The organism is Mycobacterium sp. PO1, assembly GCF_017312405.1.
Taxonomy (GTDB): Bacteria; Actinomycetota; Actinomycetes; order Mycobacteriales; family Mycobacteriaceae; genus Mycobacterium.
Genome location: NZ_BLTG01000096.1, coordinates 45,639 through 68,021, shown reverse-complemented (window position 1 = coordinate 68,021; position 22,383 = coordinate 45,639). Strand labels below are relative to the sequence as shown.

The following is a 22,383-nucleotide window of genomic DNA, read 5'->3' as shown; positions in this document are numbered from 1 at the left end:
TCAGACCGTCTCGTCGGCGCGGACGTGGAATTGGGACCAGTCCGGGTTCTGGAGGAACGCGCGGTACTCGCACAGTCGCCAGGGGCTGACCGTGTGGATCTCGCCGTCGGCATTCTTGAAGTAGGAGTGCGCGATCGACGGGTGGGCCCACACCGTTTTGGCGATCTGCTCCTGAGTGCGCCGGTGCCACTCCTCGGTGGGCCCGGGCAGCGGCTCCATCGCGCGCGCCCCAGCCCCGATCAGGTGCTCGAGACAGGAGTTGATGTAGGCCATCTGCAGTTCGGAGTGCATGATGAGGCTTCCGCCGTGCGCCAGATGGGTCCCGGGCCCGTACATCATGAACAGGTTCGGGAACTCGGGCACGGTGACGCCGAGGTAGGCGTAGGGCCGCCGACCCCATTCGGCGTGCAGATCGGCGCCGTCGCGGCCGGTGATGGTCAGGGGGGCCAGCAGTTCGGTGGCGCGGAACCCGGTGGCGTAGACGATGACGTCGGCGTCGTGTGCCTCACCGTCGACGGTCACCACACCGCTCGGCGTGATCCGCTCGATCGGGGTGCGCACCAGACGCACGTCGGGCCGCTTGAGCGTGGTCAGCCAACTCCCGTTGTCCTGCAGCGTGCGTTTTCCGGTGGCCGGGTAGTCGGGCAGAACCCGGGCCAGTAGGTCCGCGTCGTCACCGACCTGGCTGGTGATCCACTCGGTGAACATCATCCGCGCCAGGGCATTGACCTCGCTGACCGCGTTGGCCTGGTCGGGGTAGTCCGGATCGACGCGTGCCGCGTCCAGCCCCTTGTCCGCGCCGGGCCACAACAGCAGGAAGCGGTACCAGCGGGCGTAGAACGGGAGATGGTCCATCGCCCATCTCGCGCCGTCGGGCACCCGGTCGTGGTACATCGGGTTCGGGAACATCCACTGGGCGGTCCGTTGGAAGACGTCGAGGTGGGCGACCTGCTCGGCGATCGCCGGCGCGATCTGGAAGCCGCTGGCCCCCGCCCCCACCAGGGCGACCCGTTTGCCGGTCAGGTCGACCTCGTGGTCCCAGCGGGCCGAGTGAAAAGACGGCCCGCCGAACGTGTCCCGGCCCGGCAGGTCCGGCAGCTGGGGTCGGTTGAGTTGTCCGACCGCGGTGATGACCGCGTTGGCGGTCTGCGTCCGGGTCCCGTCGGCGGTGCGCACCGTGAGCGTCCAGACTGCCTTGTCGTCGTCCCAGACCGCGGAGACGACCTCGGTGTTCCACTGGACGTGTGGCTCCAGCTCGTGACGGCGCATCACGTCGTCGAAATAGGCCGCGAGCTCGGGTTGCTCGGCGAAGAAGTGCTCCCAGTGGTTGCTGGGTTCGAAGCTGTAGCAGTAGAGGTGGTTGGCCACATCAACGCGAGCGCCGGGATAGCTGTTCTCCCACCATGTTCCGCCCGGGCCGCCGTTTTTCTCCAGGATCACGAATGGAATCCCGGCCTGGCGGAGACGGATCCCAGCGAGGAGGCCGGATTCGCCGCACCCGATGACGGCGACGCGGAAATCCTGCGTGTGGGCGGGGTCCAGCGCCGCGGGTCGGCGCGGGTCGGCGGCGTCGAGGTCGAGTTCCTCGAGAACCAGCGCCAGGTTGTCCTCGTCCACCGGTTCGGCGGCCGCCCAGTCCAGCATCTCCTTGACCAGCGCAGCCGGCAGGGGTTCCGGGACTGGGCAGCCGCGGTCGCGATACTGCACGATCGCCGGCAGGGCGGCCGCGCGAGCCCGGGCCTTGTCCTCCTCGCTCATGAAGCCCTGGATCTCGTTGAGGAACAGGCCGGCCTGCGCGAAGTCGCGGACGAAGCTAGGGTCACCGGTCAGATGCACCATCGACAGCAACAGGGTGGGAATGCTGACCTCCTCCAATGCCGCGGCGATCTCGCTCGTCGGCGTGGAGAAGGGGCGTGCGGAGTGAAACGACCTCGTCACGGGCGACCTCTCAATATTTCGCTACGAAAAGTAGCGTAACGGGAGCGGGTGGTGCGGCTCAAGACCCGGACCATCGGCCCGCCGCGGGGGGACCTTTGCCCCTGTGCGCGCGACCGGAGGCCGATGAGAATCGAACACGATCATCCGGATCGTCACCACGGTCCCGGTCTACCTGTACACGGAGTCGGCAATGCAGACCTTCACGCTCGGATTCGGCGTCTGGTTTCAGCGACTGGTCGCCCGAAACCCCCTGGTGCGCAGCAGCGACCGCGTCGAGACCATCGCTGTGCTGCTGATCGTCGCGCTGGCCGTCCTGGCCATCCCGGTGGCGGGCGCTGCCGGAACCGCGCTGCACGACGATCTGGCGCGGCAGTTCGCCGCTCAGCGCAGCGAGCGCACCGAACTGCGGGCGACAGCGGTCAGCGACAGCACATCCGTCTCCCAGGCTTCCGGGACATCCTTTCGTACCCAGATCCAGTGGCAGTTCGTAGGCATCACCCGCACCGACTCGGTCCGAACTGCCGAGCTGCATGCCGGCGACCCCGTCGACATCTGGGTCGACAGAGACGGTCAACGGGTGCCTGCGCCGCTGACCGACGACGAAGCGGTGAGCCAGGCCGTGGTGGCAGCGCTCACGGGGTGGTTGACGGTCGCGGGAACCGGCGTCGGAGCCTGGGCGCTGCTGCGCCACCGACTCGACCGGGCCCGGTACACCGAGTGGGACCGCGCGCTCGACGACCTGGCCGGCAACGACGACGGCCGAACCAATCGGGCCGGTTAGGAGAAGTGCTGTGCCGGCCTGGACATCAGTGACGCCGCCACGCGGTCCTGTAGTGGTCGGTGTCGACGGGTCGCGCTCGGCGCTCAACGCGGTGACCTGGGCAGTCGCCGAAGCCGTGGACCGCGACGTGCCGCTGCGGATCGTGCACGCGCTCGCCGCGGAGCCCGAATCCCGACCCGGGGACATCGCCGTCGTTTCGGCCGTCCTCGCCCGAGCCGAAGACGCCGCGCACCAGGCTGACGATTCAGCGTCCACGGAGGTGGTGACGTTGCCGGGCCGCGCGGGTGACGTGCTGGTCTGCGAGTCGCGGCGGGCGTCGCTGATCTGTGTCGGGTCCCACCCCCGGCCCTGCGACGAGTCAGCACTGTTCAGTCCGACCGTGGCGCGGCTGGCGCAGCGGGCCGCCTGCCCCGTGGCGATCATTCGCAGCCGGCGGGACGGCACGCCCCAGACCGACGGTGTGATCACTGTGGTGCTGTCCGACGAGCCCGCCAACGACGACGTCGTGCGGGCCGCGATGCACGAGGGCAGATTGCGCGGCGCCACCGTGCGCCAGATCGACCAGCGGACCGACAGCTGGGTTCGCCGATATCCCGACGTGCACGTCGAGATCGTCACCGACGCCGCAGGATTGCGGTCCCACGTTGACAACACCGAGTCCGACCCGCGGATCGGACTGGCGGTGGTGGGCCCGGCCGACACCGAGGCGTTGGGGTCGCTGACGATCCCCAACAGCCACCCCATCCACGGATTCCCCGACTGCTCGGTGCTGGTCGTCCGAGGCTGAGTAGGCCTCTGAGCGAGGCTCGAGCTGTGCGGATCTCGACCTGAGCGGGGCTCACGCGGTGAACTCGAGCACTTCGTCGAGCGGGCGCCGTGGCGTGGCCGGCCCGGGATCGTCGACACCCGGGGCGAGCCCGACCCGGATCAGCACCTGCGGGGCGGCGTGCCGGTCCACCAGCGTCGTCACGATCTGCCGGCTCGCCGGCACCTCGGTGATGTGGGTCAGCGTGCAGGTCGCCATCCCGGCCATCGTTGCGTCCAGCAGTGTCGCGGACAGCGCCTCGCCGCAGCGCAGCATCGCCTCGCGGTTGTCGTCATAGGTCGACAACACCAACACCTTGGCGTGGTCGGTGGCCACCTCGACTCGCCGGTCACCGGAAGAGACCTTCGGAAAATCCTGCCGGCCGAGTTCGACGCGTTCGTTCTCGGCGGCCGAGATCAGCGCGGCCACCGGGATGCCCTCGCTGACACCGACATCGGTCGTCCAGCCGACCAGCTCAGCATGATAGGGCGAATCGTAGAGGCGAAGCTCCTCGGTCATCCGCGACGCCTCGGCCAGCTGCGGGCGGAACTCGTCGGCGATGACATCGACGCGCACCCACACCGAGTTCGCGGTGTCGGTCAGCCGCTGCAGGAACGACTGCCAGTCCGGCGGTGTCGCGAACGGCAGTCGATCGGTGCGGCGCTGCCGGATCGCCTCGGCGCGACGGCGGTGACCGTCGGTGACGAAGTCCATCGGGCTGAAGCTCAGCGACGCCAGATGCTCGGGATTGTTGGGGTTGGGAAATCGCTCCACATGGGCTCGCCATCCGGCGGCGGCCATCACGACGCGGAGGTGGTCGAGTACCGCCCCGCAGCTGATCAGCGCCTCCCGTCCGGTGGTGTCCGTGTGCCGGGGCGCGCGGTCCGGATCGAGGAACAGGTGCACGGCCTGGCCGTCGACACCGTCGACGATGAACCGCCACGGCTGGCTGTTGTGCAGCGACGGCGCGCGGCACGCCAGCTCCACGGCATCCGAGATGACCTCGGTGTCCACGACGGCAAAACCCATGTCGACCTCCTCGACTCACTACCAGTGTGACCCGGAGCAGCAGTCGGTGACCAGGGCCAATGGTCCCCAGCGGAAGGCCTGGGTGGTCGGAGTCGTCGAGGTGGCGACTACGAGTCGGGTGCGCCGCGGACCACCACCACCGGCGCCGGTGAGAACTCGACCACCGCGGTGGACACCGAGCCCAGCAGCATGCCGGCGATACCGCCCCGGCCACGACTCCCGACGACCACCAACTGCGCGTTCTTCGACTCGTCGATGAGCCAGCGCGCGGGCCGGTCGCACACCAGGTGGCGCCGGACCTCGACGTCGGGGTAGGTCTCCTGCCAGCCCGCCAGGCGTTCGGCCAGGAGCTCGTGGCCCTGGTTCTCGTGGGCTGCCCAGTCGGCTCCCAGTGTGCCGAAGACGCCGAGATCACACCAGGCGTGCAACGCGACCAGCGGTACCCCGCGGCGGGAGGCCGCATCGAACGCGAACGCCGTGGCCGTCTCCGACGCCGGTGACCCGTCGACACCCAGCAGGACTGGCCGCGCCCCGTCCTCACGGCCTCGGGCCGGACCCGCTTTGATCACCGCGACCGGGCAGTGCGCGTGCTGCAGCAGGCTTCGGCTGACCGAGCCCAGCACCGCGCCGCCGATCGGGCCCAACCCGCGGTTGCCCACCACCACGAGCGACGAATCCGCCGACGCCGCAGCCAGTTCGGGCACGATGCCGTCGTGGCTGATATGAGCGCGGACACGGGGCGGTTCGGCGTCACCGAGGGCGGCGTGCAGTGCCTGCTGTGCCCGCTCGATGACCGTCTGGGCATTGGTGTCCTGCCACTCGGCGTAGGCGTACTCCAGGGACTGGATGGGCCAGGTGACCACCATCGGCGAGATCACGTGCATCAGCGTGATCGCCGTGGCGCGCAGCACCGCCTCTTCTGCCGCCCACGCGACCGCGGCCAGCGACTCGTCGGAGCCGTCGACGCCGACGAGGATCCCGTGTCCGGCCGAGAGCTTCGTCGCGCTCGACGTCGTGTCCGGTGCCATGCTCAACTCCTGTGCAGCGGGGCAGGCGAACGCGCCGACAGCTACGAGCGAGTCGGCAAGCAGCGGGCACCCTCCCTGGCCACACTGTATCCCGTTGACGAACCCGCAAACACGGCATTACGGGAATCTCGGGCGAGCGCGCTCAGCGAACGGACTCGAGCAGCACCCTGCGTTCGGCGGCCGCGATGACCCGCCGGGTGGTGGCCGCCGCGTCCGGGTTCACCGACACCGACGTGATCCCCATCCGCACCAGGTGCTCGGCGAACGCGGGATTGGTCGAGGGTGCCTGACCACACAGCGACGACGTGATCCCCATTCTGCGCGCGGTGCCGACGATCTGACCGATGGCGTCGAGCACCGCGGCGTCGGACTCGTCGAACAACTCGGCGCACACATCGGAGTCGCGGTCCACGCCGAGAACCAGCTGGGTCAGGTCATTGCTGCCGATGGACACCCCGTCGACACCCATTCCGATGTACTCGGGCAGCCAGTGCACGACGGAGGGGACCTCAGCCATCACCCAGCGGTGCAGCCCCCGCTGCCGGCCCAACGGGCTGGCGTCGACCAGCGACAGACATTCCTCCAACTCCCAGCGGGTGCGCACGAACGGGATCATCAAGGTGACGTTCGGCGACTGCTCGCGGACCCGCGCCAGGGCCTCCAGTTCGAGGGCGAACAGGTCGGGTTCCTTGACGTACCGGTAGCACCCGCGGTAACCGATCATCGGATTGTGTTCGACAGGTTCGTACACCTCGCCGCCGGCCAGGCCGCGGAACTCGTTGCTGCGGAAGTCGGTCGCTCGGTAGACCACCGGCCGCGGCGCGAAGGCCGCGGCGATCCGGCCGACGGAGGCGACCATCTTGTCGACGAGCTGGCCCTGTTCGCCATGGGCGATGAGGTCGCGCGGGTGGCGTCCGCCGAGCGCCTCGGTCAGCATGAATTCCGCGCGGAGCAGACCGACGCCGTCGACATCCTGTGCCGCAACGGTTTCAGCGGTCTCGGGCATGGCCAGGTTGACGTACACCCGGGTGCCGGTGGCCGGCGATGACGGCGCCGCTGCGGCGCCGTCCGCCGACATCGGGCCGCGCGCGGTCACCGACACCGTCGGCGCCTCGACCACTCCTGAGACCACCTCGCCGCGTGCTCCGTTCACTGTGACCACGGTGCTGTCGTGCAGGTCGCGGGTGGCGGTGCGGGCGCCCACCACACAGGGGACCCCCAGTTCGCGGGCCACGATTGCGGCGTGACAGGTCATCCCGCCGGTGTCGGTCACCAGCGCCGCGGCCCGCCGAATGGTGGGCAACCAGTCCGGGTTGGTCATCTGCGCGACCAGGATCTCGCCTTCCTGCAACCGATGTCCCTCATCGGGCGATTGCAGCACCCGCACCTTGCCCGATGCCGTGCCGGGTGCTGCGGCCAGGCCCCGGGCCAGCACGATGTGCTCCTCGGTGGCCGGTGGTGCGGTGTGGCCCAACGTCGTGATGGGCCGGGCCTGGACCAGGTAGGTGCGCCCCGCGGAGATCGCCCACTCGGTGTCCTGCGGGCAGCCGTTGTGCCGCTCGGCCGCGACGGCCAACTCGGCGATCGCGCGCAGTTCGGACTCGTCGAGAACACGCGAGTCGGCGGTGGCGTCGTCGAGGTCGACGTTGGCGTCGTGCCCGTCGCCACCCCGGACGATCTTGAAAGCCTTGTGGCCGATACGGATGTCGAGCGGCGCGAGCGTTTCTTTGGCGACGATGTAGGTGTCGGGCTCGACCTCGCCGGAGACCACCACCTCGCCCAGCCCGTAGGCACCCTCGATCACCACCCGGTCGCGGGCACCGGTGCTCGGGTCTGCGGTGAAGGCGACACCGGCCTTCTCGGAGTTCACCATCTGCTGCACGACCACCGCCATCGCGGGGTCGGCGGTGAAGCCACGGGTGGCGCGGTAGGTGATGACCCTGGGGCTGAACAGCGACATCCAGCAGCGGTTCACGGCCTCGAGCAGATTTTCCTCGCCGGCCACGTTGGTGATGGTGGCGTTCATCCCCGCGAACGACGCGTCCGCACCGTCCTCACCGGTGGCCGACGAGCGCACCGCCACGACGACCTCGCCGCCGGCGGATGCCCCGAGCTCGCGGTACGCCTCGAGAACCAGCTCGCGAACCGCGTCGTCGACACCGGCTTTCTGCACCAGGCTCTGCATCTGTTCGCAGAGCTGATTCAGCCGGCCGGTGTCCGATCCGGTGTCGAGTGCCTCACGGTGCAACGCACTGAGGTCGGCGGCCACGCCACCGGAGCCCATGGAGTCCCGGTAGCAGTCCCGCAGCAACACGAACCCGGGCGGCACCGGGAGCCCGGCGGCGACGAGTTCACCCATGTTCGCACCCTTGCCGCCGGCCTCTTCGGCGTCGTCGATCGTCAGCGCCGAGATGTCGCGGACGTAAGCGTCTTTGCTTCGAATGTCCATGGCTTCACCCTGTTCCTCGGCGTGGGTCCGGCGTACCGTCAGAGGACCACAGTTGCCCGCCGAAGGTCCCCGTTGCGCAGGGCACAAGGTCCCTGTTCGGTGCCCGGTGGGTACGAGTGACTTCTGTCCCTTTCGTTTTCCGGCCCGCCTCGGTGGTATTGGACGGCGGAAGCAGAGGAGGACAGCAATGAAGCTGCCGGTCTTCGTGGACTCGCGCTATCACGACGCGGTGATCTTCGATGTCGAGGGTGTCGTGGCAGACACCGCAGCGCTGCACACGGCAGCGTGGAAGGCGACGCTCAACGACTTCCTGGCGCGCAGGGCCGTCGCCGAGGGCGCACCGCCTGCGATGTTCACCGACGCCGACTACCACAAATACCTGGGGCACCGCTCGGAGGCTGCAGGTGTCACCGACTTCCTTGTCACACAGGGTATCTCTCTGCCGACGGGTCAGCCCGGTGATCACGCCGAGGGGACCGTGTGGGCGCTGGTGAACCGGACGTCGCAGTTGTGTGCGGACATGCTCGCCGACGGAGTGCGCGTGTTCGAGTCGACGGTCGAATTCGTGCACCAGCTGCAGGCAGCGGGCATCGCCACGGCCGTGTTCGCCTCACGGTGCGACTGCGCCCGCATCCTCGACGCCGCCGGACTCTCGGATCTGTTCGGTGTCCGCGTGGACGGACCCGCCACGCGGGAGACGGCGGCAGGGGCGCCCACCCGGACCGACACCCTGCAACGCATCCTGCACGACGCCGCGGACCGGCTGGCGGTCAGTCCGCGACGCTGCGTCGTCATCGACGACACCGCCGCGGGCGTCACCGCTGGACGCGACGGTGGCTTCGGTCTGGTCATCGGAGTGGACCGCGACGGCGATGCCGACGAACTGAGCCGCTGCGGCGCCGACGTCGTGGTCGGTGATCTGGTGGCGCTGACGGTGCGCGACAGCCATCAACGGGTGTCGGATCTGCCTGACGCCCTCGAGTCCTACACCGACATCGCGCCGCTGGCCGAAACGCGCAGGCCGGTGGTGCTGCTGGACTTCGACGGAACGGTGTCCGACATCGTCGCCGATCCGAATGCCGCAACGCTGTTGCCCGGCGCGGGCGACACACTGGCCGCGCTGGCTGCGCACTGTCCCGTCGCCGTGGTGAGCGGCCGCAGCCTGGCCGACATCCGGCAGCGCATCGGGGTGCCCGGACTGTGGTACGCCGGCAGCCACGGCTTCGAACTGGTGTCCCCGGACGGCGCCCACCACCAGAACGAGGCCGGGCTCCAGGCCGTCGATCTCCTGCAGAGCGCCGTTGCGGCGCTGCACGAGCGGCTGGACGGTATCGACGGTGTGCTGATCGAGGACAAGCGGTTCTCCGTGGCGGTGCACTATCGCAACGTCGACGACGACCGGGTCGACGAGGTGATCGCCACCGTGCGCATCATCGGCCAACGTGACGGCCTGCGGGTCACCGGAGGGCGCAAGGTCGTCGAACTGCGACCCGACGTCGACTGGGACAAGGGCAGGACCGTGAACTGGATCCTGGCTCAGATCGACGGCGCCGATCTGCAGTTGCCCATCTACCTGGGCGACGACCTGACCGACGAGGACGCCTTCGACGCGATCCGGCAGAAAGGTGTCGGGATCGCCGTGCGCAGTGTCGAATCGGGTGACCGGCGGACCGCGGCGCGGTTCGCCCTCGAGGATCCCGACGCGGTGTGCCGCTTCCTGACCCGTCTCGCCGAGCAGCTGGCCAGCGCGCAGGACACCACCAACGATCCGTGGACGTTGATCTTCGGTGGTTATCAGCGCGATGACGAGAGACTGCGTGAAGCGCTGTGCACGATGGGCAACGGCTACATGGCGGTACGGGGTGCGGCGCCCGAGTGCGCCGCCGGTGAATTCCACTATCCGGCCACCTACGTCGCCGGTGTCTACAACCGGCTCACCGATGAGATCGCCGGTGTCACCATCGACAACGAAAGCCTGGTCAACCTGCCGAACTGGCTGCCGGTGCAGTTCCGGATCGACGGCGGACCCTGGTTCGACATCGACAGCGCCGACATCTCGGCGTATCGGGCCACCGTGGATCTGCGCCGTGCGACATTCACCCGCGAATTCGTGTGGCGTGATCCGCAGGGGCGCGCCACCCTGGTCACACAGCGGCGGTTGGTCGCCATGCACCAGCCGCACGTGGCTGCGCTGGAAACCACTCTGCAGGCGCAGAACTGGGCCGGCCGGGTCGAGATGCGCTCGACCGTCGACGGTGACGTCACCAACAGCGGCGTGGAACGCTACCGCCAGCTCGCGTCTCGGCATCTGAGGATTCTCGACGTGCACACCCTGTCGGACGACGCGGTGGCGCTGGCTGCCGAGACCGTCGAGTCCACGATTCAGATCGCCGTGGCGGTGCGGCATATGGTTCGCCACGCAGCGCACGGTGCCACCGCGCCGGTCACCCAGATCACGCCGGTCGTCGAGGACCGGCGGGCGGGCCACGACGTGGTGGCCGACCTCGGCCAGGGTGGGGCGGTGACTCTGGAGAAGGTCGCGGCGGTGTTCACCAGCCGCGATCACGCGATCTCGGGACCGGCGGTCGCCGCCGAACGGGAGCTGCGCCGCACCGGCGACTTCGCCGAGATCGAACGGGGACACCGGCTGGCCTGGGCGCACCTGTGGGAGCGGTTCAGCATCGACATGGGCCACGACCCCGACCTGTTGCGCCTCATCCGGCTGCACCAGCTGCACCTGCTCAACACGGTGTCCCCGCACACCGCAGACCTCGACGTGGGGGTGCCCGCCCGGGGGCTGCACGGGGAGGCCTACCGCGGCCACGTGTTCTGGGACGAGTTGTTCGTCTTCCCGGTGACGAACCTGCGGCTGCCGAAGGTGACCCGCGCGCTGTTGATGTACCGCTTCCGGCGGCTGCCGGAAGCGCGGCGTGCGGCGGCCGAAGCGGGATACGCCGGCGCCATGTATCCCTGGCAGTCGGGCAGCGACGGTCGCGAGGAAAGCCAACGCCTGCATCTGAATCCGCGGTCCGGGCGCTGGAATCCCGATGCGAGCGCCCGCGCCCACCACATCGGCCTCGCGATCGCCTTCAATGTCTGGCAGCACTACCAGGTCACCGGTGACATCGGGTTCCTGATCGACTACGGCGCCGAGATGCTCGCCGACATCGCCCGGTTCTGGGTCAGCCTGGCCGAATTCGACACCGCCCGCGACCGGTACGTGATCAAGGGCGTCATCGGACCCGACGAGTTCCATTCCGGTTACCCCGGCCGCGACTACGACGGCGTCGACAACAACGCCTACACCAATGTGATGGCGGTGTGGGTGATCGTGCGGGCGCTCGAGGCGCTGGACCGGATGCCGATGTACTACCGCTTGGCGCTGCTGGAGTCGCTGGGAGTCGACGACGAGGAGTTGGTGCGGTGGGAAGACGTCAGCCGCCGCATGTACGTCCCGTTCCACGACGGCGTGATCAGCCAGTTCGAAGGCTATGCCGACCTCCAGGAACTCGACTGGGACGGCTACCGCGCCCGCTACGACAACCTGCAGCGGCTCGACCGGATCCTGGAGGCGGAGGACGACAGCGTCAACAGGTACAAGGCGGCCAAACAGGCCGACGTGCTGATGCTGTTCTACCTGCTCTCGGCTGAGGAACTCTACGAACTGTTCGACCGTCTGGGGTATCGATTCACCCCCGAGCAGATCCCGAGAACCATCGACTACTACCACCGGCGAACCTCGCACGGCTCGACACTGAGCAACGTCGTGCATGCCTGGGTGATGGCCCGAGGCAACCGCCACCAGGCCATGGAGTACTTCGCGCAGGCGCTGGCATCCGACATCGTCGACATCCAGCGCGGCACAACGGCGGAAGGCATCCACCTCGCCGCGATGGCCGGCAGCATCGACCTGCTGCAGCGATGCTTCACCGGCCTGGAGATCCGATCCGACCGCATCGTCATCGGTCCGCTGTGGCCCAAATCCCTTGGTCCGCTGGAGTTCACCTTCCGCTACCGCGGACACCGGCTGCGGCTGCAGGTGGCCGGACGCGGCGCCACCCTGCGCGCCGAGCCCGGTGACGCCGCACCGGTGACCGTGGAATGCCGCGGCGAGATCCAGGTGCTCGACGCCGGCGCCGCGGTGTCCTTCAGCGGAGCGGCCCCACCACCCTGATGCGGTGCAGAAGGTGACCGTGGAGGGTGACGGCGCAGAAAGTGACTTTGTGCCACATCGGGTCACGGGGCCGGCGGGTTATCGTCAGCTCATGACCGATGACGTTCACCCGATCTCCATCATGTCGGAGACCGAATGCTGGAATCACATGGCCGGAGTGAGCCTGGGCCGACTCGTCACCAGTGTCGACGGGCAACCCGAGATCTTCCCGGTCAACTTCGCCGTGCAGGGCCGCAGCATCCTGTTCCGTACTGCCGAGGGCACCAAGCTGATCAGTACCGCGATCAACAACCACGTGCTGTTCGAGGTGGACGACCACACCGTCGTCACCGGCTGGAGCGTCATCGTCAAGGGTGTGGCGCGCTCGCTGCGCAGCGACGAGGACATCGCCGAGGCCGAACGCGCGCAGCTGCTGCCGTGGACGTCGACGGACAAGCCGCATTTCGTGCGGATCAAGCCGCTCAGTGTCACCGGGAGGCGGTTCGCGTTCGGCTCGGAACCGAATCGGGCGACCAGCAAGGTCTGACCTGTGCCGCCACGGGTAGGGACCTCGGTCCCTACCGGCGTCGGCCCCGGTGTAGTGCGATGAGGAGAGCAAGGCGCCGCGTCCACCGGTGAACGGAGTACCTCGATGACCACAGCGAGACGGGCATCCCACACCCCGAAACGGCAGATCTACCGGAATCGACGGGAAGCAGGACGGGTGCTCGCCGGCCTGCTCGGCGCCTACCGCGGGCGGGAGGGCGTCATCGTTCTCGGGCTGGCCCGCGGCGGCGTGCCGGTGGCCTGGGAGGTGGCCGCGTCACTCGGCGCCCCGCTGGACGCCTTCATCGTGCGCAAACTCGGTGCGCCCGGGCATGAGGAGTTCGCGGTCGGTGCGCTGGCCAGCGGCGGCCGGGTCGTCGTCAACGACGACGTGGTAAGGGCTTTGCGTGTGACGCCCCAACAGTTGCGCGAGGCGGCCGAACGCGAGGGCCGCGAACTGCAGCGTCGCGAAGCGGCTTACCGCGGCGGGCGCGCACCGTTGGAGTTGGCCGGCCGCACGGTGATCCTGGTCGACGACGGGCTCGCCACCGGCGCCAGCATGTTCGCGGCGGTCCAGGCGCTGCGCGACATGTCGCCCGCCGAGATCGTCGTGGCAGTACCCGCCGCGCCGGAGTCGACATGCCGCGAATTCGCCGGCCTGGTCGACGATGTCGTGTGTGCGTCGATGCCCACCCCGTTCCTCGCGGTGGGGGAGTCGTTCTGGGATTTCACCCAGGTCAGTGACGACGAGGTGCGCCAGCTGCTGGCCACGCCGACGGTGGGCATCGCGACCGCGAGGATCCGCATCGCCGAGACACCCGCCGAGGTCGTCGAGCGGTGCGCCGTCGACGCGCCCGCCGGAGTGCCACCTGCCGAAGCGCTCGAGGAGATCATCGGTGACGCGCGCGTCGTGCTGATCGGCGAGAGTTCGCATGGCACAGCCGAGTTCTACCGGGCACGGGCGGAGATCACGAAGTGGCTGATCGAGGAGAAGGGTTTCTGCGCGGTGGCCGCCGAGGCGGACTGGCCGGACGCCTATCGGGTCAACCGCTACGTGCGGGGCCTCGGACACGACGCCTCGCCCGAGGAGGCGTTGCGCGGGTTCGAGCGCTTTCCGGCATGGATGTGGCGAAACACGGTGGTGCGCGACTTCGTGGACTGGCTGCACGCGCACAACTCCCGGCAGCGAGGGGAGGGCCGACGCCAGACGGGTTTCTACGGACTCGACCTCTACAGCCTGCACCGGTCGATGCGTGAGGTGATCGACTATCTGGACACCATGGACCCGGTCGCGGCAGCGCGGGCCAGACAACGCTACGCGTGCTTCGATCACACCAGCGCCGACGACGGTCAGACCTACGGCTACGCCGCAGCGTTCGGTGCGGGCCTGTCCTGCGAGCGAGAAGCGATCGAGCAATTGGTCGAGCTCCAACGCAACGCTGTGGAATATGCCCGCCGAGACGGCCTGCTCGCCGAAGACGAGTTGTTCTACGCCCAGCAGAACGCCCAGACCGTGCGCAATGCCGAGGGCTACTACCGCGCGATGTTCGGCGCCCGCGTCACGTCCTGGAATCTGCGCGACCGCCATATGGCCCAGACCCTCGACGCGCTGCTGGCCCACCTCGACCGTCATCAGGATGCCCCGCCGGCACGAATTGTGGTGTGGGCGCACAACTCCCACGTCGGAGACGCTCGAGCGACCGAGGTGGGGGCCGACGGCCAGCTCACACTGGGTCAACTCGCCCGTGAGCACCACGGTTCGGCGGTCCGGCTGATCGGTTTCACGACCTATACGGGCACGGTGACTGCCGCCAGCCGGTGGGGCGGGATCGCCGAACGAAAAATCGTGCGTCCCGCGCTCAACGGCAGCGTCGAGGAGCTGTTCCACGAGGTCGAGCGGTCGGAGTTCCTCATCTCGCCCATGCTCAGCCGCGCCGCCGCCGAACCGCTCGACGTGGTGCGGCTGGGCCGCGCGATCGGGGTCATCTACCTCCCCGCCGCCGAACGGCAGAGCCACTACTACCACGTTCGTCCGGGCGAGCAGTTCGACGCGCTCATCCATCTGGACCGGACGACGGCGCTGGAGCCGCTGGAAGCCGGCAGCGTGTGGAGCGCCGGGGAAACCCCCGAGACCTATCCGACCGGTCTGTGACGCACGTGAGCAAAGGAAACGAGGTCTCATGAGCCGGTCTCCGCTGACCGTCCGCGCGTCGATCGTCACGCTGACGATGAACCCGGCTCTGGACGTCACCGCCGACGCCGAGGAGGTGCGCCACACCAGCAAGATCCGTTGCGGCGACGAGCGCTACGACGCGGGTGGGGGCGGGGTCAACGTCGCGCGCTTCGTGCACGCACTGGGCGGGTCGGTGGCGGCGGTGTTCTCGGCAGGCGGATTGACCGGCTCACGCCTGATCGATCTGGTCGACGAGGCCGGTGTGCCCAACATCCCGGTGCCCGTTGCCGGGTCGACACGGGAGAGCTTCACGGTCAACGAGCGCAGCACCGGCAAGCAGTACCGGTTCGTGCTGCCGGGGCCCCGGCTGACCGCCGACGAGCAGAAGCGTTGCCTGGACGTGCTGCGCGCGACCGCCGCGACGGCGCAGTACATCGTGGCCAGTGGCAGTCTGCCGCCCGGGGTTGCCCCCGACTTCTATGCCCGTGTCGCCGACGTCTGCGCCGGGGCGGGCTGTCGGTTGATCCTGGACACCTCCGGCGGCGGGCTCAGCCACGTCACGTCCGGGGTGCATCTGCTCAAGCCCAGTGTGCGCGAGCTACGCGAGTGTATGGGGCGGGCGCTGTCGACCGAAGGCGATCAGGTGGCCGCCGCGCGGGAACTCGTTCACCGCGGCCTCGCCCAGGCGGTGGTCGTGTCGCTGGGTCCGGACGGAGCACTGCTGGTGACCGACTACGACAGTCACCGGTTCCCGGCGCTTCCGGTGCAGGTGGTCAGCGGCGTGGGCGCCGGCGATGCGATGGTCGCCGGCATCACCGTGGCCCTGAGCCGGGGATGGTCACTGACCGAGGCGGTGCGGTACGGCATCGCCGCGTCGGCCGCAAAACTGCTGACGCCGGGCACGTCGTGCTTCGCCGCGGCCGATGTCGACCGATTCTTCGGACGCGTGGCGGGACCCGCCAGTGCCGTGCGCGTGACGGCTCTGGCTGACTGAAGAACGAACAGCGCCGACCGGACGACCGCGCCGACCGGACGACCGCGCCGACCGAAGGTCAGTGCGGCCCCGAGGGGCAGTGCTGCCCCGAAAGCGGTGAAGCCGGCAGCCCGTAGGGGCCACCGGCTTCGGTGTGTGGGATCGCCACGTCAGCGATGAAGGTCCTCGTGGCGCTGTGCGATCGCGAGCAGCTCGTCGCGAACCGTGGATTCCGGCAGGGCGTAGATCCGCGCGTAGAGCCGTCGCCGGTTCACGGCACGCTTCACGTCTGCGCGAAACTGACCGAAGGACATGTCTATTCACTCCTGTGCTGGTTTCCGGATAGCGGAAACATGTTTGCTGTCTGGCGCCCTCCAGTTGAGGATCACCCAATGGAGGAACGCCAAGATCGTCCTTGTTAATTCTGCGTAAATCAACTTTCCAGGTGTGATTTTGGCGACAGAAGCGCATGAACTGCGCCTCTGGAGGGGCGCCGACGCCGTCGTTGTGATCCGGGTGACACCGCGGGGTCCACGCTCGAGTGGGTTTGCTGGGCGACGCGGCTTCGCTGCGTTGGGCCACCACGCATCTGCGGATCACCTCGCCCGCCGACGGGGTGATCTGCGACGGCCGCGCCACAGCCCGACCGCACCGTGACCGAAGTAGTGCGATGAGCCGTTCGTGCCACGGTGCTGCGGTACGCTCACGCCATGGAGGTACTACGGTCTGTAGTTGTCCTGTTGCACATCGTCGGTTTCGCGATCACCTTCGGCGCGTGGGTCGCCGAAGCCGCGGCGGGCAGATTCCGCACCACCAGGGTGATGGACTACGGCTTGCTCGTGTCGTTGGTCACCGGGCTCGCGCTGGCAGCCCCGTGGCCGGCCGGAATCGAGCTGAACTATCCGAAGATCGGGGTGAAGCTGGTGGTCCTGGTGGTCATCGGCGGACTGCTGGGCGTGGGCAACGCCAAACAGCGGCGCACCGGCGAGGCGGTGCCGCGCGGAGTGTTCGCCGCCGTGGGGGTGTTGACGTTCGCCGCGGCCGCTGTCGCGGTGCTGTGGTGATCACTGTTCGCCCAACCCCAGGAGTTCGGTGACCTGGTGGTCGCGTCCGGCCGTGTAACCGCCGTCGACCGCGATCGCCTGGCCGCTGACGAAACTCGCGTCCCCCGACACCAGGAATGCCGCTACCGCCGCCACCTCCTCGGGTCGGCCGAACCGCCGCAGCTTGTGTTCGTGTCGGAGGCCCTCGCGTGGCCCGTCCATCCCTGGCAGACCCATGACCGATTCGAACAGTGGCGTCTCGATGAAGCCGGGGCAGATGGCGTTGACCCGGATTCCGCTGGGGCCGTAGTCGATCGCGGCGTTCTTCGTCAGCAGCACGACGCCGCCCTTGGAGGCGTTGTAGGCGCTGCCGCCCGCGGTGCCCTCGAGTCCCTCGACGCTGGCCAGCGTGACGATGGAGCCACGCTCGCCGTCGACTCTGCTCTGGTTCACCATCTGTGCGAGGGCCGCGCGCATCACGACGAACGTGCCCTTCAGGTTGACGTCGACGACTCGGTCCCACTCATCGTCGCCCAGCAGGTGCATCGGTCCGCCTCCGCCCACCCCGGCCGAATGGACCACGGCGTCGAGGCGACCGGCGGCGTCGACCACCGCGCGCACCGCGTCCTCGACGGTGGCGGCGTCGAGGACATCGCCGCGCCGGTAGCGTCCTTCGGCGAGGTCCGGCGGCGCCTCACCGGCCAGATCGACACCGACGACGTCGGCGCCCTCGGCGGCGAGCCGGGCCACGGTGGCTGCGCCGATACCCGAGGCTGCGCCGGTCACGAGCACACCCTTGCCGCGAAGTCCGTTCACGCCTCGCAGTATGGCCCACCCGATCATCGGGTGCGGGCGGGTTCATACCATCGACAGATGGGGTCTCCACCGTCGCCGCACGTGCCGTTCACGACCCACGGGCACAAGGGTGTGCGCATCGCCGCCGACCGGCACGGCGACCCGGCCGCCCGGGCGGTGGTGTTCCTGCACGGGGGAGGACAGACCCGGCGGTCCTGGGGCCGGGCGGCCGGCGCGGTGGCCGAACGCGGATGGCAGGCGGTCACCGTCGACCTGCGCGGACACGGCGAGTCCGACTGGGCCGCCGACGGTGACTATCGGGTGGCCAGTTTCGCCGCCGACGTCCGGGAGATCCTCGAGCAGTTGCCGCCGCATCCCGTCCTGGTCGGCGCCTCCCTCGGCGGGCTGACCTCGATGCTGTTGGCCGGTGAACTCTGCCGCGGAATCGCCTCGGCCGTGGTGCTGGTCGACATCGTGCCCGACATGGATCCCTCGGGCGCGGAACGGATCCATGCGTTCATGGCCGACAAGATGGTCGACGGTTTCGGGTCCCTCGACGAGGTGGCCGACATGATCGCCGAGTTCAACCCTCACCGGCCGCGGCCGACCGACCTCGACGGCCTGCGAAACAACCTGCGCCGACGGGGCGGTCGCTGGTATTGGCATTGGGATCCACGGTTCATCGACGGTACGGCGGCGCATCCGCCGCGCGAGGTGGAGGACACCGACCGCCTGCACCGCGCGGTCGCGGCGATCCTGGCCGACGCGGTGCCGATGCTGCTGGTGCGCGGGCAGGTCAGCGACCTCGTCAGCCGAGATCGCGCCGACGACTTCCTGGTCCGGTTTCCGCAGGTCGAGTTCGTCGACGTGGAAGGAGCAGGACACATGGTGGCGGGGGACCGCAACGACCTGTTCGCCGATGCCGTGCTGGCCTTCCTCGACCGCCACCGCCCACCGGAGAGGTGACCTCCGGCGACGCCGCGGCGCTAGGGTGTGACCGGAGCCACATCCGCGGCCGCATCGAACAGGCCGCCACGACAGGAGGATTGATGACTGCACGGTTGGCCGGCAAGGTAGCTCTCGTCAGCGGCGCCGCCCGGGGGATGGGGGCTTCGCATGCCCGCGAGATGGTCGCGCACGGCGCGCGCGTGGTCTGCGGTGACATCCTCGACGCCGAAGGCGAACGGGTCGCCGAGGATCTGGGTGACGCGGCCCGCTACATCCACCTCGACGTCACCAGCCCCGACGACTGGGAACGCGCGGTGGCCGTCGCCCTCGCCGAGTTCGGCGGCCTCGACATCCTGGTGAACAACGCCGGCATTCTCAACATCGGCACCGTGGAGGACTTCCCGCTCTCGGAATGGCAGCGCGTCCTCGACATCAATCTGACCGGTGTCTTCCTCGGCATTCGCGCCGTCACACCGGCCATGAAGGCCGCAGGCCGAGGCTCGATCATCAACATCTCGTCCATCGAGGGGATGGCGGGCACGGTGGCGTGTCACGGCTACACCGCCACCAAGTTCGCCGTGCGCGGGCTCACCAAATCGACCGCTCTGGAGCTGGGAGCGTTCGGGATCCGGGTCAACTCGGTGCATCCCGGCCTGGTGAAAACGCCCATGGCCGATTGGGTTCCGGAGGACATCTTCTCCAGCGCGCTGGGCCGCATCGCCCAGCCGCGCGAGGTCAGCAACCTGGTGGTGTACCTTGCCAGTGACGACTCGAGCTATTCGACCGGCTCCGAGTTCGTCGTCGACGGGGGCACCATCGCGGGCCTGCCCCACAAGGACTTCTCGGCCGTCGACGTCGATCAGCAACCGGAATGGATCACCTAAGCGGAGTCGTTGCCGCCCTGGTCCATCCGCCTGCCCAGCTCCGCACGCGAACTGATCTGGAGCTTGCGGTAGATCTTGGTCAGGTTGTGCTCCACCGTCTTGGCGCTGATGAACATCGCTGCGGCGATGTCCTTGTTGGTCGCCCCTGACGCCGCCATCTCGGCGACCCGCTGCTCGGACGGCGTCAATTGGCTCAGATCCTCCGACGGCGCCACCACGGTACGCGCCAGCTCGGCCTCGGCGCGGCGCGCCCACAACGGTGTGCCCAGCCGCTCGAACACCTCGCGCGCCTCGGCCAGATTGGTTGCCGCCGTGTTCTTCTGGCGTAGCCTGCGCTGCAGCTGACCCAGGATCAGCTGCGTCCTGGCCCGCTCGAACGGCATCGGCAACGACTCGTGCTCGGCCAACGCGCGGTGTGCGGTCTCCTCGGCGGCGGTCACATCGCCACGCGCCGCCAGCAGCATCGCCCGGCACCGCGCCCCGACCGACTTCATCCAGGCACGGTCGTGCCGCGCCCCGTTCTGTTCCAGCGCGCGGGTGAGCGTCTCGGCATCGTCGAGCCGGCCCACTCCCACCATCGCCTCGATCACGTCGGGCAAATGCCAGGCATACATCTGCTCGGTGCAGGGCATCTGGTCCGCCAGGAAAGCCGGATCCAGCGCGTCGAGCGCCTCCCGGTGGTTTCCCAGCGACTCCTCGAGAAAGCACAGCGTCATGCCCGGCCAGTCGGCGATGTGCGACGAGCTGCGATTCCGCATCGCGGTCAGCACCCAGCGGGCGTCGGCGCGGGCAGCGTCCTCACGGCCGGCGTAGGCGGCCACCGCAGCGCGCACCGTCATCGGGATGATCAGCACATCGTCGCCGCCGAGCTGCTCGGCCCGCTCCACCGCCTCCGCCGCCTCGACGGCGGCCTCAGCGACCTGCCCACGCCAGATGTGGTTGATCGCCAGAAACCCTGCGATGGCCATCATGTCGCTCTCGGCGCCGCGCTCGATGCAGACGCTGCGGACCGCGGTCAACTCGTCATGCGCCTGCTCGAGCCGGCCGGTCCACGACAGCGCCAAGGCGTGGACGAAGGGCGCCCGGAAGATGATCGGCACATCCAGCGCGCTGTCATAGGACTGCATCGCCCGGTCCAATGAGTCCTCGTCCAAGCCGCGGCCGCACTGGAAGTTCACATGCACCGACCAGGCCAACGCGGCGCTGGTGATCGCCGGCACCCCGAGCTCCTCGGCCAGCTTGACCGCATCGCGGACGTGCCGGCGCGCATCGTCGAGCTCGCCGATGCTGTTCAACGCGAAGGACAGTCGCAGCAGCACCTGCACCATGAGCGCCGGGATCCCCGCGGCGTCGTCGAGCGCGCTGCGCAGCAGTTCGACTGCCTCGGCGTGTTCGTTCTCGTACATCCGCACGGTGGCCAGCAGGCTCGTCGCCATGGCGCGCAGCATGCCCGGTTCCATCGTCGCGGCGTCGTCGAGCAGCGCCCCGGCCCTGGCGGTGTTGCCGGCCAGGAAGTGGTTCTCCGCCGACTTCATTCGGCGCAGCACCGTGTCTCCGCCGAGCCCCAGAGCCAGGTCGACGAGCTCAGCGGCCGCCGCCGGCGCTCCGCGCGACCGTGCGGAGTCCGCAGCCTGGTCGAGCGCCGTGAGGATCTCCTCGTCGCCGTGCGCCGACGCCAGCGCCAGATGACGGGCTCTGAGCTCGGGCTGGGTTTCCAGCGCGGCCAGCGTGCGGTGCATCGCGCGGCGCGCCGGCGGGCCTGCGTCGCTGTAGACACCGCTGGCCAACAGCGGGTGGGTGAACCGCACCCGGTGACCGTCGAGGCTGAGAATGCCGGCCGCCTCGGCGCGCTCCACGCGGCGCGCCAGCTCGTCGGCATCGACGTCATTGGCCTTCGCGAGCAACTCGATCGTCGGCTCGGCGACGCAGGCCACGCTCAGCAACAGCGCGCGCTCGGCGTCATCGAGCGCCGCAATGCGCCGCCGGACCAGATCGGTGAGCGTGGCGGGGAGCGGCTGCTCGGGGCCGGCCTGGTCGTCCCGCAACGCACGCGCGAGTTCCAGGGCGAAAAACGGGTTGCCGCCGGAGGTTTCGGCGATCCGCAACACCGTCGGTCGGGAGAACGTGCGGCCCAGGCGATCGGAGATCACCGCGTGCAACTCCCGGGTGTCCATCGGCTGCACCGCCACCCGGCCCAGCCGGTCGGGCCGGTCGAGCTGCAGCCACCGTGCCACCTGGCTGTCCCCGGCGGTGCACCGCTCGGTCATCAACACACCGAAAGCGCCGTTGAGCCGGCGCGCCGCGAACTCGACGGCGGTGCGGCTGGAGCTGTCCAGCCACTGCGCGTCGTCGATCGCCAGCAGCACCGGGGTCCGGTCGTCGGACCGGTGCATCTGATCGAGAACCGAGACGAACGCTGCGGCCACCACCCGCTGGTCGGTCGGGGGGCCTTCGGCGCCTGCGCGCAGCAGCACCCGGTCCAAGGCCAGGCGCTGCAGCGCCGGCAGGTTCGCAAAGTGCTCGGCGTCCACCTCGCTGAGCAGATCGGCCAGCGCGGCGAACGCCATCACCGTTTCGGCCTGGCCGACCCGCGCGGTCAACACGCGGAAGCCGCGGGCGCGCGCCTGGCGCAGCAGCGACAGCCACAGGGTGGTCTTTCCGATGCCGGCCTCGCCCTCGATCACCAGCGCGGTGGGCCCGTCCGTCACCGCATCCAGGAATCCAGCAACCTGGGGATCCTCGACCGGACGCAGGCTAGCGGTGGGCACGGCACTCATCATCGCAGCCGGCAAAGACCCTTGCATTCAATCGGACATTCTGGGGTCGCAGCCCGCCGAT

General features: G+C 69.0%; 16 protein-coding genes. 9 read left to right on the top strand and 7 right to left on the bottom strand.

Annotated elements, in window-relative coordinates; genetic code table 11:
• Window positions 1-1,938 carry an NAD(P)/FAD-dependent oxidoreductase gene (locus J3476_RS24745; RefSeq protein WP_207068953.1) on the bottom strand — a complete coding sequence of 646 codons (1,938 nt, stop codon included), beginning with the start codon at window positions 1,936-1,938 and terminating at the stop codon, window positions 1-3.
• Between the two features lie 190 nt (window positions 1,939-2,128).
• Between J3476_RS24745 and J3476_RS24740 the strand changes: the two genes are divergently transcribed.
• Together J3476_RS24740 and J3476_RS24735 are read left to right on the top strand one after the other, a co-directional pair.
• Window positions 2,129-2,719 carry a hypothetical protein gene (locus J3476_RS24740; RefSeq protein ID WP_207068952.1) on the top strand — a complete coding sequence of 197 codons (591 nt, stop codon included), beginning with the start codon at window positions 2,129-2,131 and terminating at the stop codon, window positions 2,717-2,719.
• Window positions 2,720-2,771: 52 nt separating this feature from the next.
• Window positions 2,772-3,506: a universal stress protein gene (locus J3476_RS24735; RefSeq protein ID WP_286183667.1), complete on the top strand. Its 735-nt coding sequence runs from the start codon at window positions 2,772-2,774 to the stop codon at window positions 3,504-3,506.
• 51 nt (window positions 3,507-3,557) lie between these two features.
• Here the strand turns inward: J3476_RS24735 and J3476_RS24730 are convergent, their stop codons facing one another.
• The 3 genes from J3476_RS24730 to ppsA form a co-directional block, all read right to left on the bottom strand.
• On the bottom strand, window positions 3,558-4,553 hold the full coding sequence (locus J3476_RS24730; protein WP_207068950.1) for an NAD(P)H nitroreductase: 996 nt from the start codon (window positions 4,551-4,553) through the stop codon (window positions 3,558-3,560).
• Window positions 4,554-4,660: 107 nt separating this feature from the next.
• The gene (locus J3476_RS24725; protein WP_207068949.1) at window positions 4,661-5,581 is read right to left on the bottom strand and encodes a universal stress protein; all 921 of its coding nucleotides are present in this window, start codon (window positions 5,579-5,581) and stop codon (window positions 4,661-4,663) included.
• A gap of 142 nt (window positions 5,582-5,723) precedes the next feature.
• Window positions 5,724-8,030 carry a phosphoenolpyruvate synthase gene (ppsA, locus tag J3476_RS24720; RefSeq protein WP_207068948.1) on the bottom strand — a complete coding sequence of 769 codons (2,307 nt, stop codon included), beginning with the start codon at window positions 8,028-8,030 and terminating at the stop codon, window positions 5,724-5,726.
• A 187-nt stretch (window positions 8,031-8,217) separates the two neighbouring features.
• Between ppsA and otsB the strand changes: the two genes are divergently transcribed.
• The 4 genes from otsB to J3476_RS24700 all read left to right on the top strand — a co-directional run bounded on the left by otsB (window position 8,218) and on the right by J3476_RS24700 (window position 15,896).
• Window positions 8,218-12,204 (top strand): trehalose-phosphatase, encoded by a 3,987-nt coding sequence (gene otsB, locus J3476_RS24715; protein WP_207068947.1) that lies wholly within the window; start codon window positions 8,218-8,220, stop codon window positions 12,202-12,204.
• Window positions 12,205-12,295: 91 nt separating this feature from the next.
• Entirely contained in the window at window positions 12,296-12,730 is a 435-nt protein-coding gene (locus J3476_RS24710) for a pyridoxamine 5'-phosphate oxidase family protein (protein WP_207068946.1), read from the top strand.
• A 105-nt stretch (window positions 12,731-12,835) separates the two neighbouring features.
• A complete protein-coding gene (locus tag J3476_RS24705; protein WP_207068945.1) occupies window positions 12,836-14,881 on the top strand; it encodes an erythromycin esterase family protein in 2,046 nt (681 codons plus the stop codon).
• A gap of 28 nt (window positions 14,882-14,909) precedes the next feature.
• Entirely contained in the window at window positions 14,910-15,896 is a 987-nt protein-coding gene (locus J3476_RS24700; RefSeq protein WP_207068944.1) for a 1-phosphofructokinase family hexose kinase, read from the top strand.
• Between the two features lie 149 nt (window positions 15,897-16,045).
• Here the strand turns inward: J3476_RS24700 and J3476_RS24695 are convergent, their stop codons facing one another.
• Complete coding sequence (locus J3476_RS24695; RefSeq protein WP_207068943.1) at window positions 16,046-16,189, bottom strand: hypothetical protein; 144 nt, start codon at window positions 16,187-16,189, stop codon at window positions 16,046-16,048.
• A 396-nt stretch (window positions 16,190-16,585) separates the two neighbouring features.
• Here J3476_RS24695 and J3476_RS24690 point away from each other — a divergent pair, with 396 nt between their 5' ends.
• A complete protein-coding gene (locus J3476_RS24690; RefSeq protein WP_207068942.1) occupies window positions 16,586-16,939 on the top strand; it encodes a Fe-S protein in 354 nt (117 codons plus the stop codon).
• Here the strand turns inward: J3476_RS24690 and J3476_RS24685 are convergent, their stop codons facing one another.
• The gene (locus J3476_RS24685) at window positions 16,940-17,761 is read right to left on the bottom strand and encodes an SDR family NAD(P)-dependent oxidoreductase (protein WP_207068941.1); all 822 of its coding nucleotides are present in this window, start codon (window positions 17,759-17,761) and stop codon (window positions 16,940-16,942) included.
• Window positions 17,762-17,791: 30 nt separating this feature from the next.
• Here J3476_RS24685 and J3476_RS24680 point away from each other — a divergent pair, with 30 nt between their 5' ends.
• Window positions 17,792-18,679, top strand: coding sequence for an alpha/beta fold hydrolase (locus J3476_RS24680; protein WP_207068940.1), 888 nt, complete (start codon window positions 17,792-17,794; stop codon window positions 18,677-18,679).
• A gap of 83 nt (window positions 18,680-18,762) precedes the next feature.
• Window positions 18,763-19,545 (top strand): glucose 1-dehydrogenase, encoded by a 783-nt coding sequence (locus J3476_RS24675; protein ID WP_207068939.1) that lies wholly within the window; start codon window positions 18,763-18,765, stop codon window positions 19,543-19,545.
• Here J3476_RS24675 and J3476_RS24670 read toward each other — a convergent pair.
• Window positions 19,542-22,349, bottom strand: coding sequence for a LuxR family transcriptional regulator (locus J3476_RS24670; protein WP_207068938.1), 2,808 nt, complete (start codon window positions 22,347-22,349; stop codon window positions 19,542-19,544). The genes J3476_RS24675 and J3476_RS24670 overlap by 4 nt on opposite strands.
• Between the last annotated feature and the right edge of the window lie 34 nt (window positions 22,350-22,383).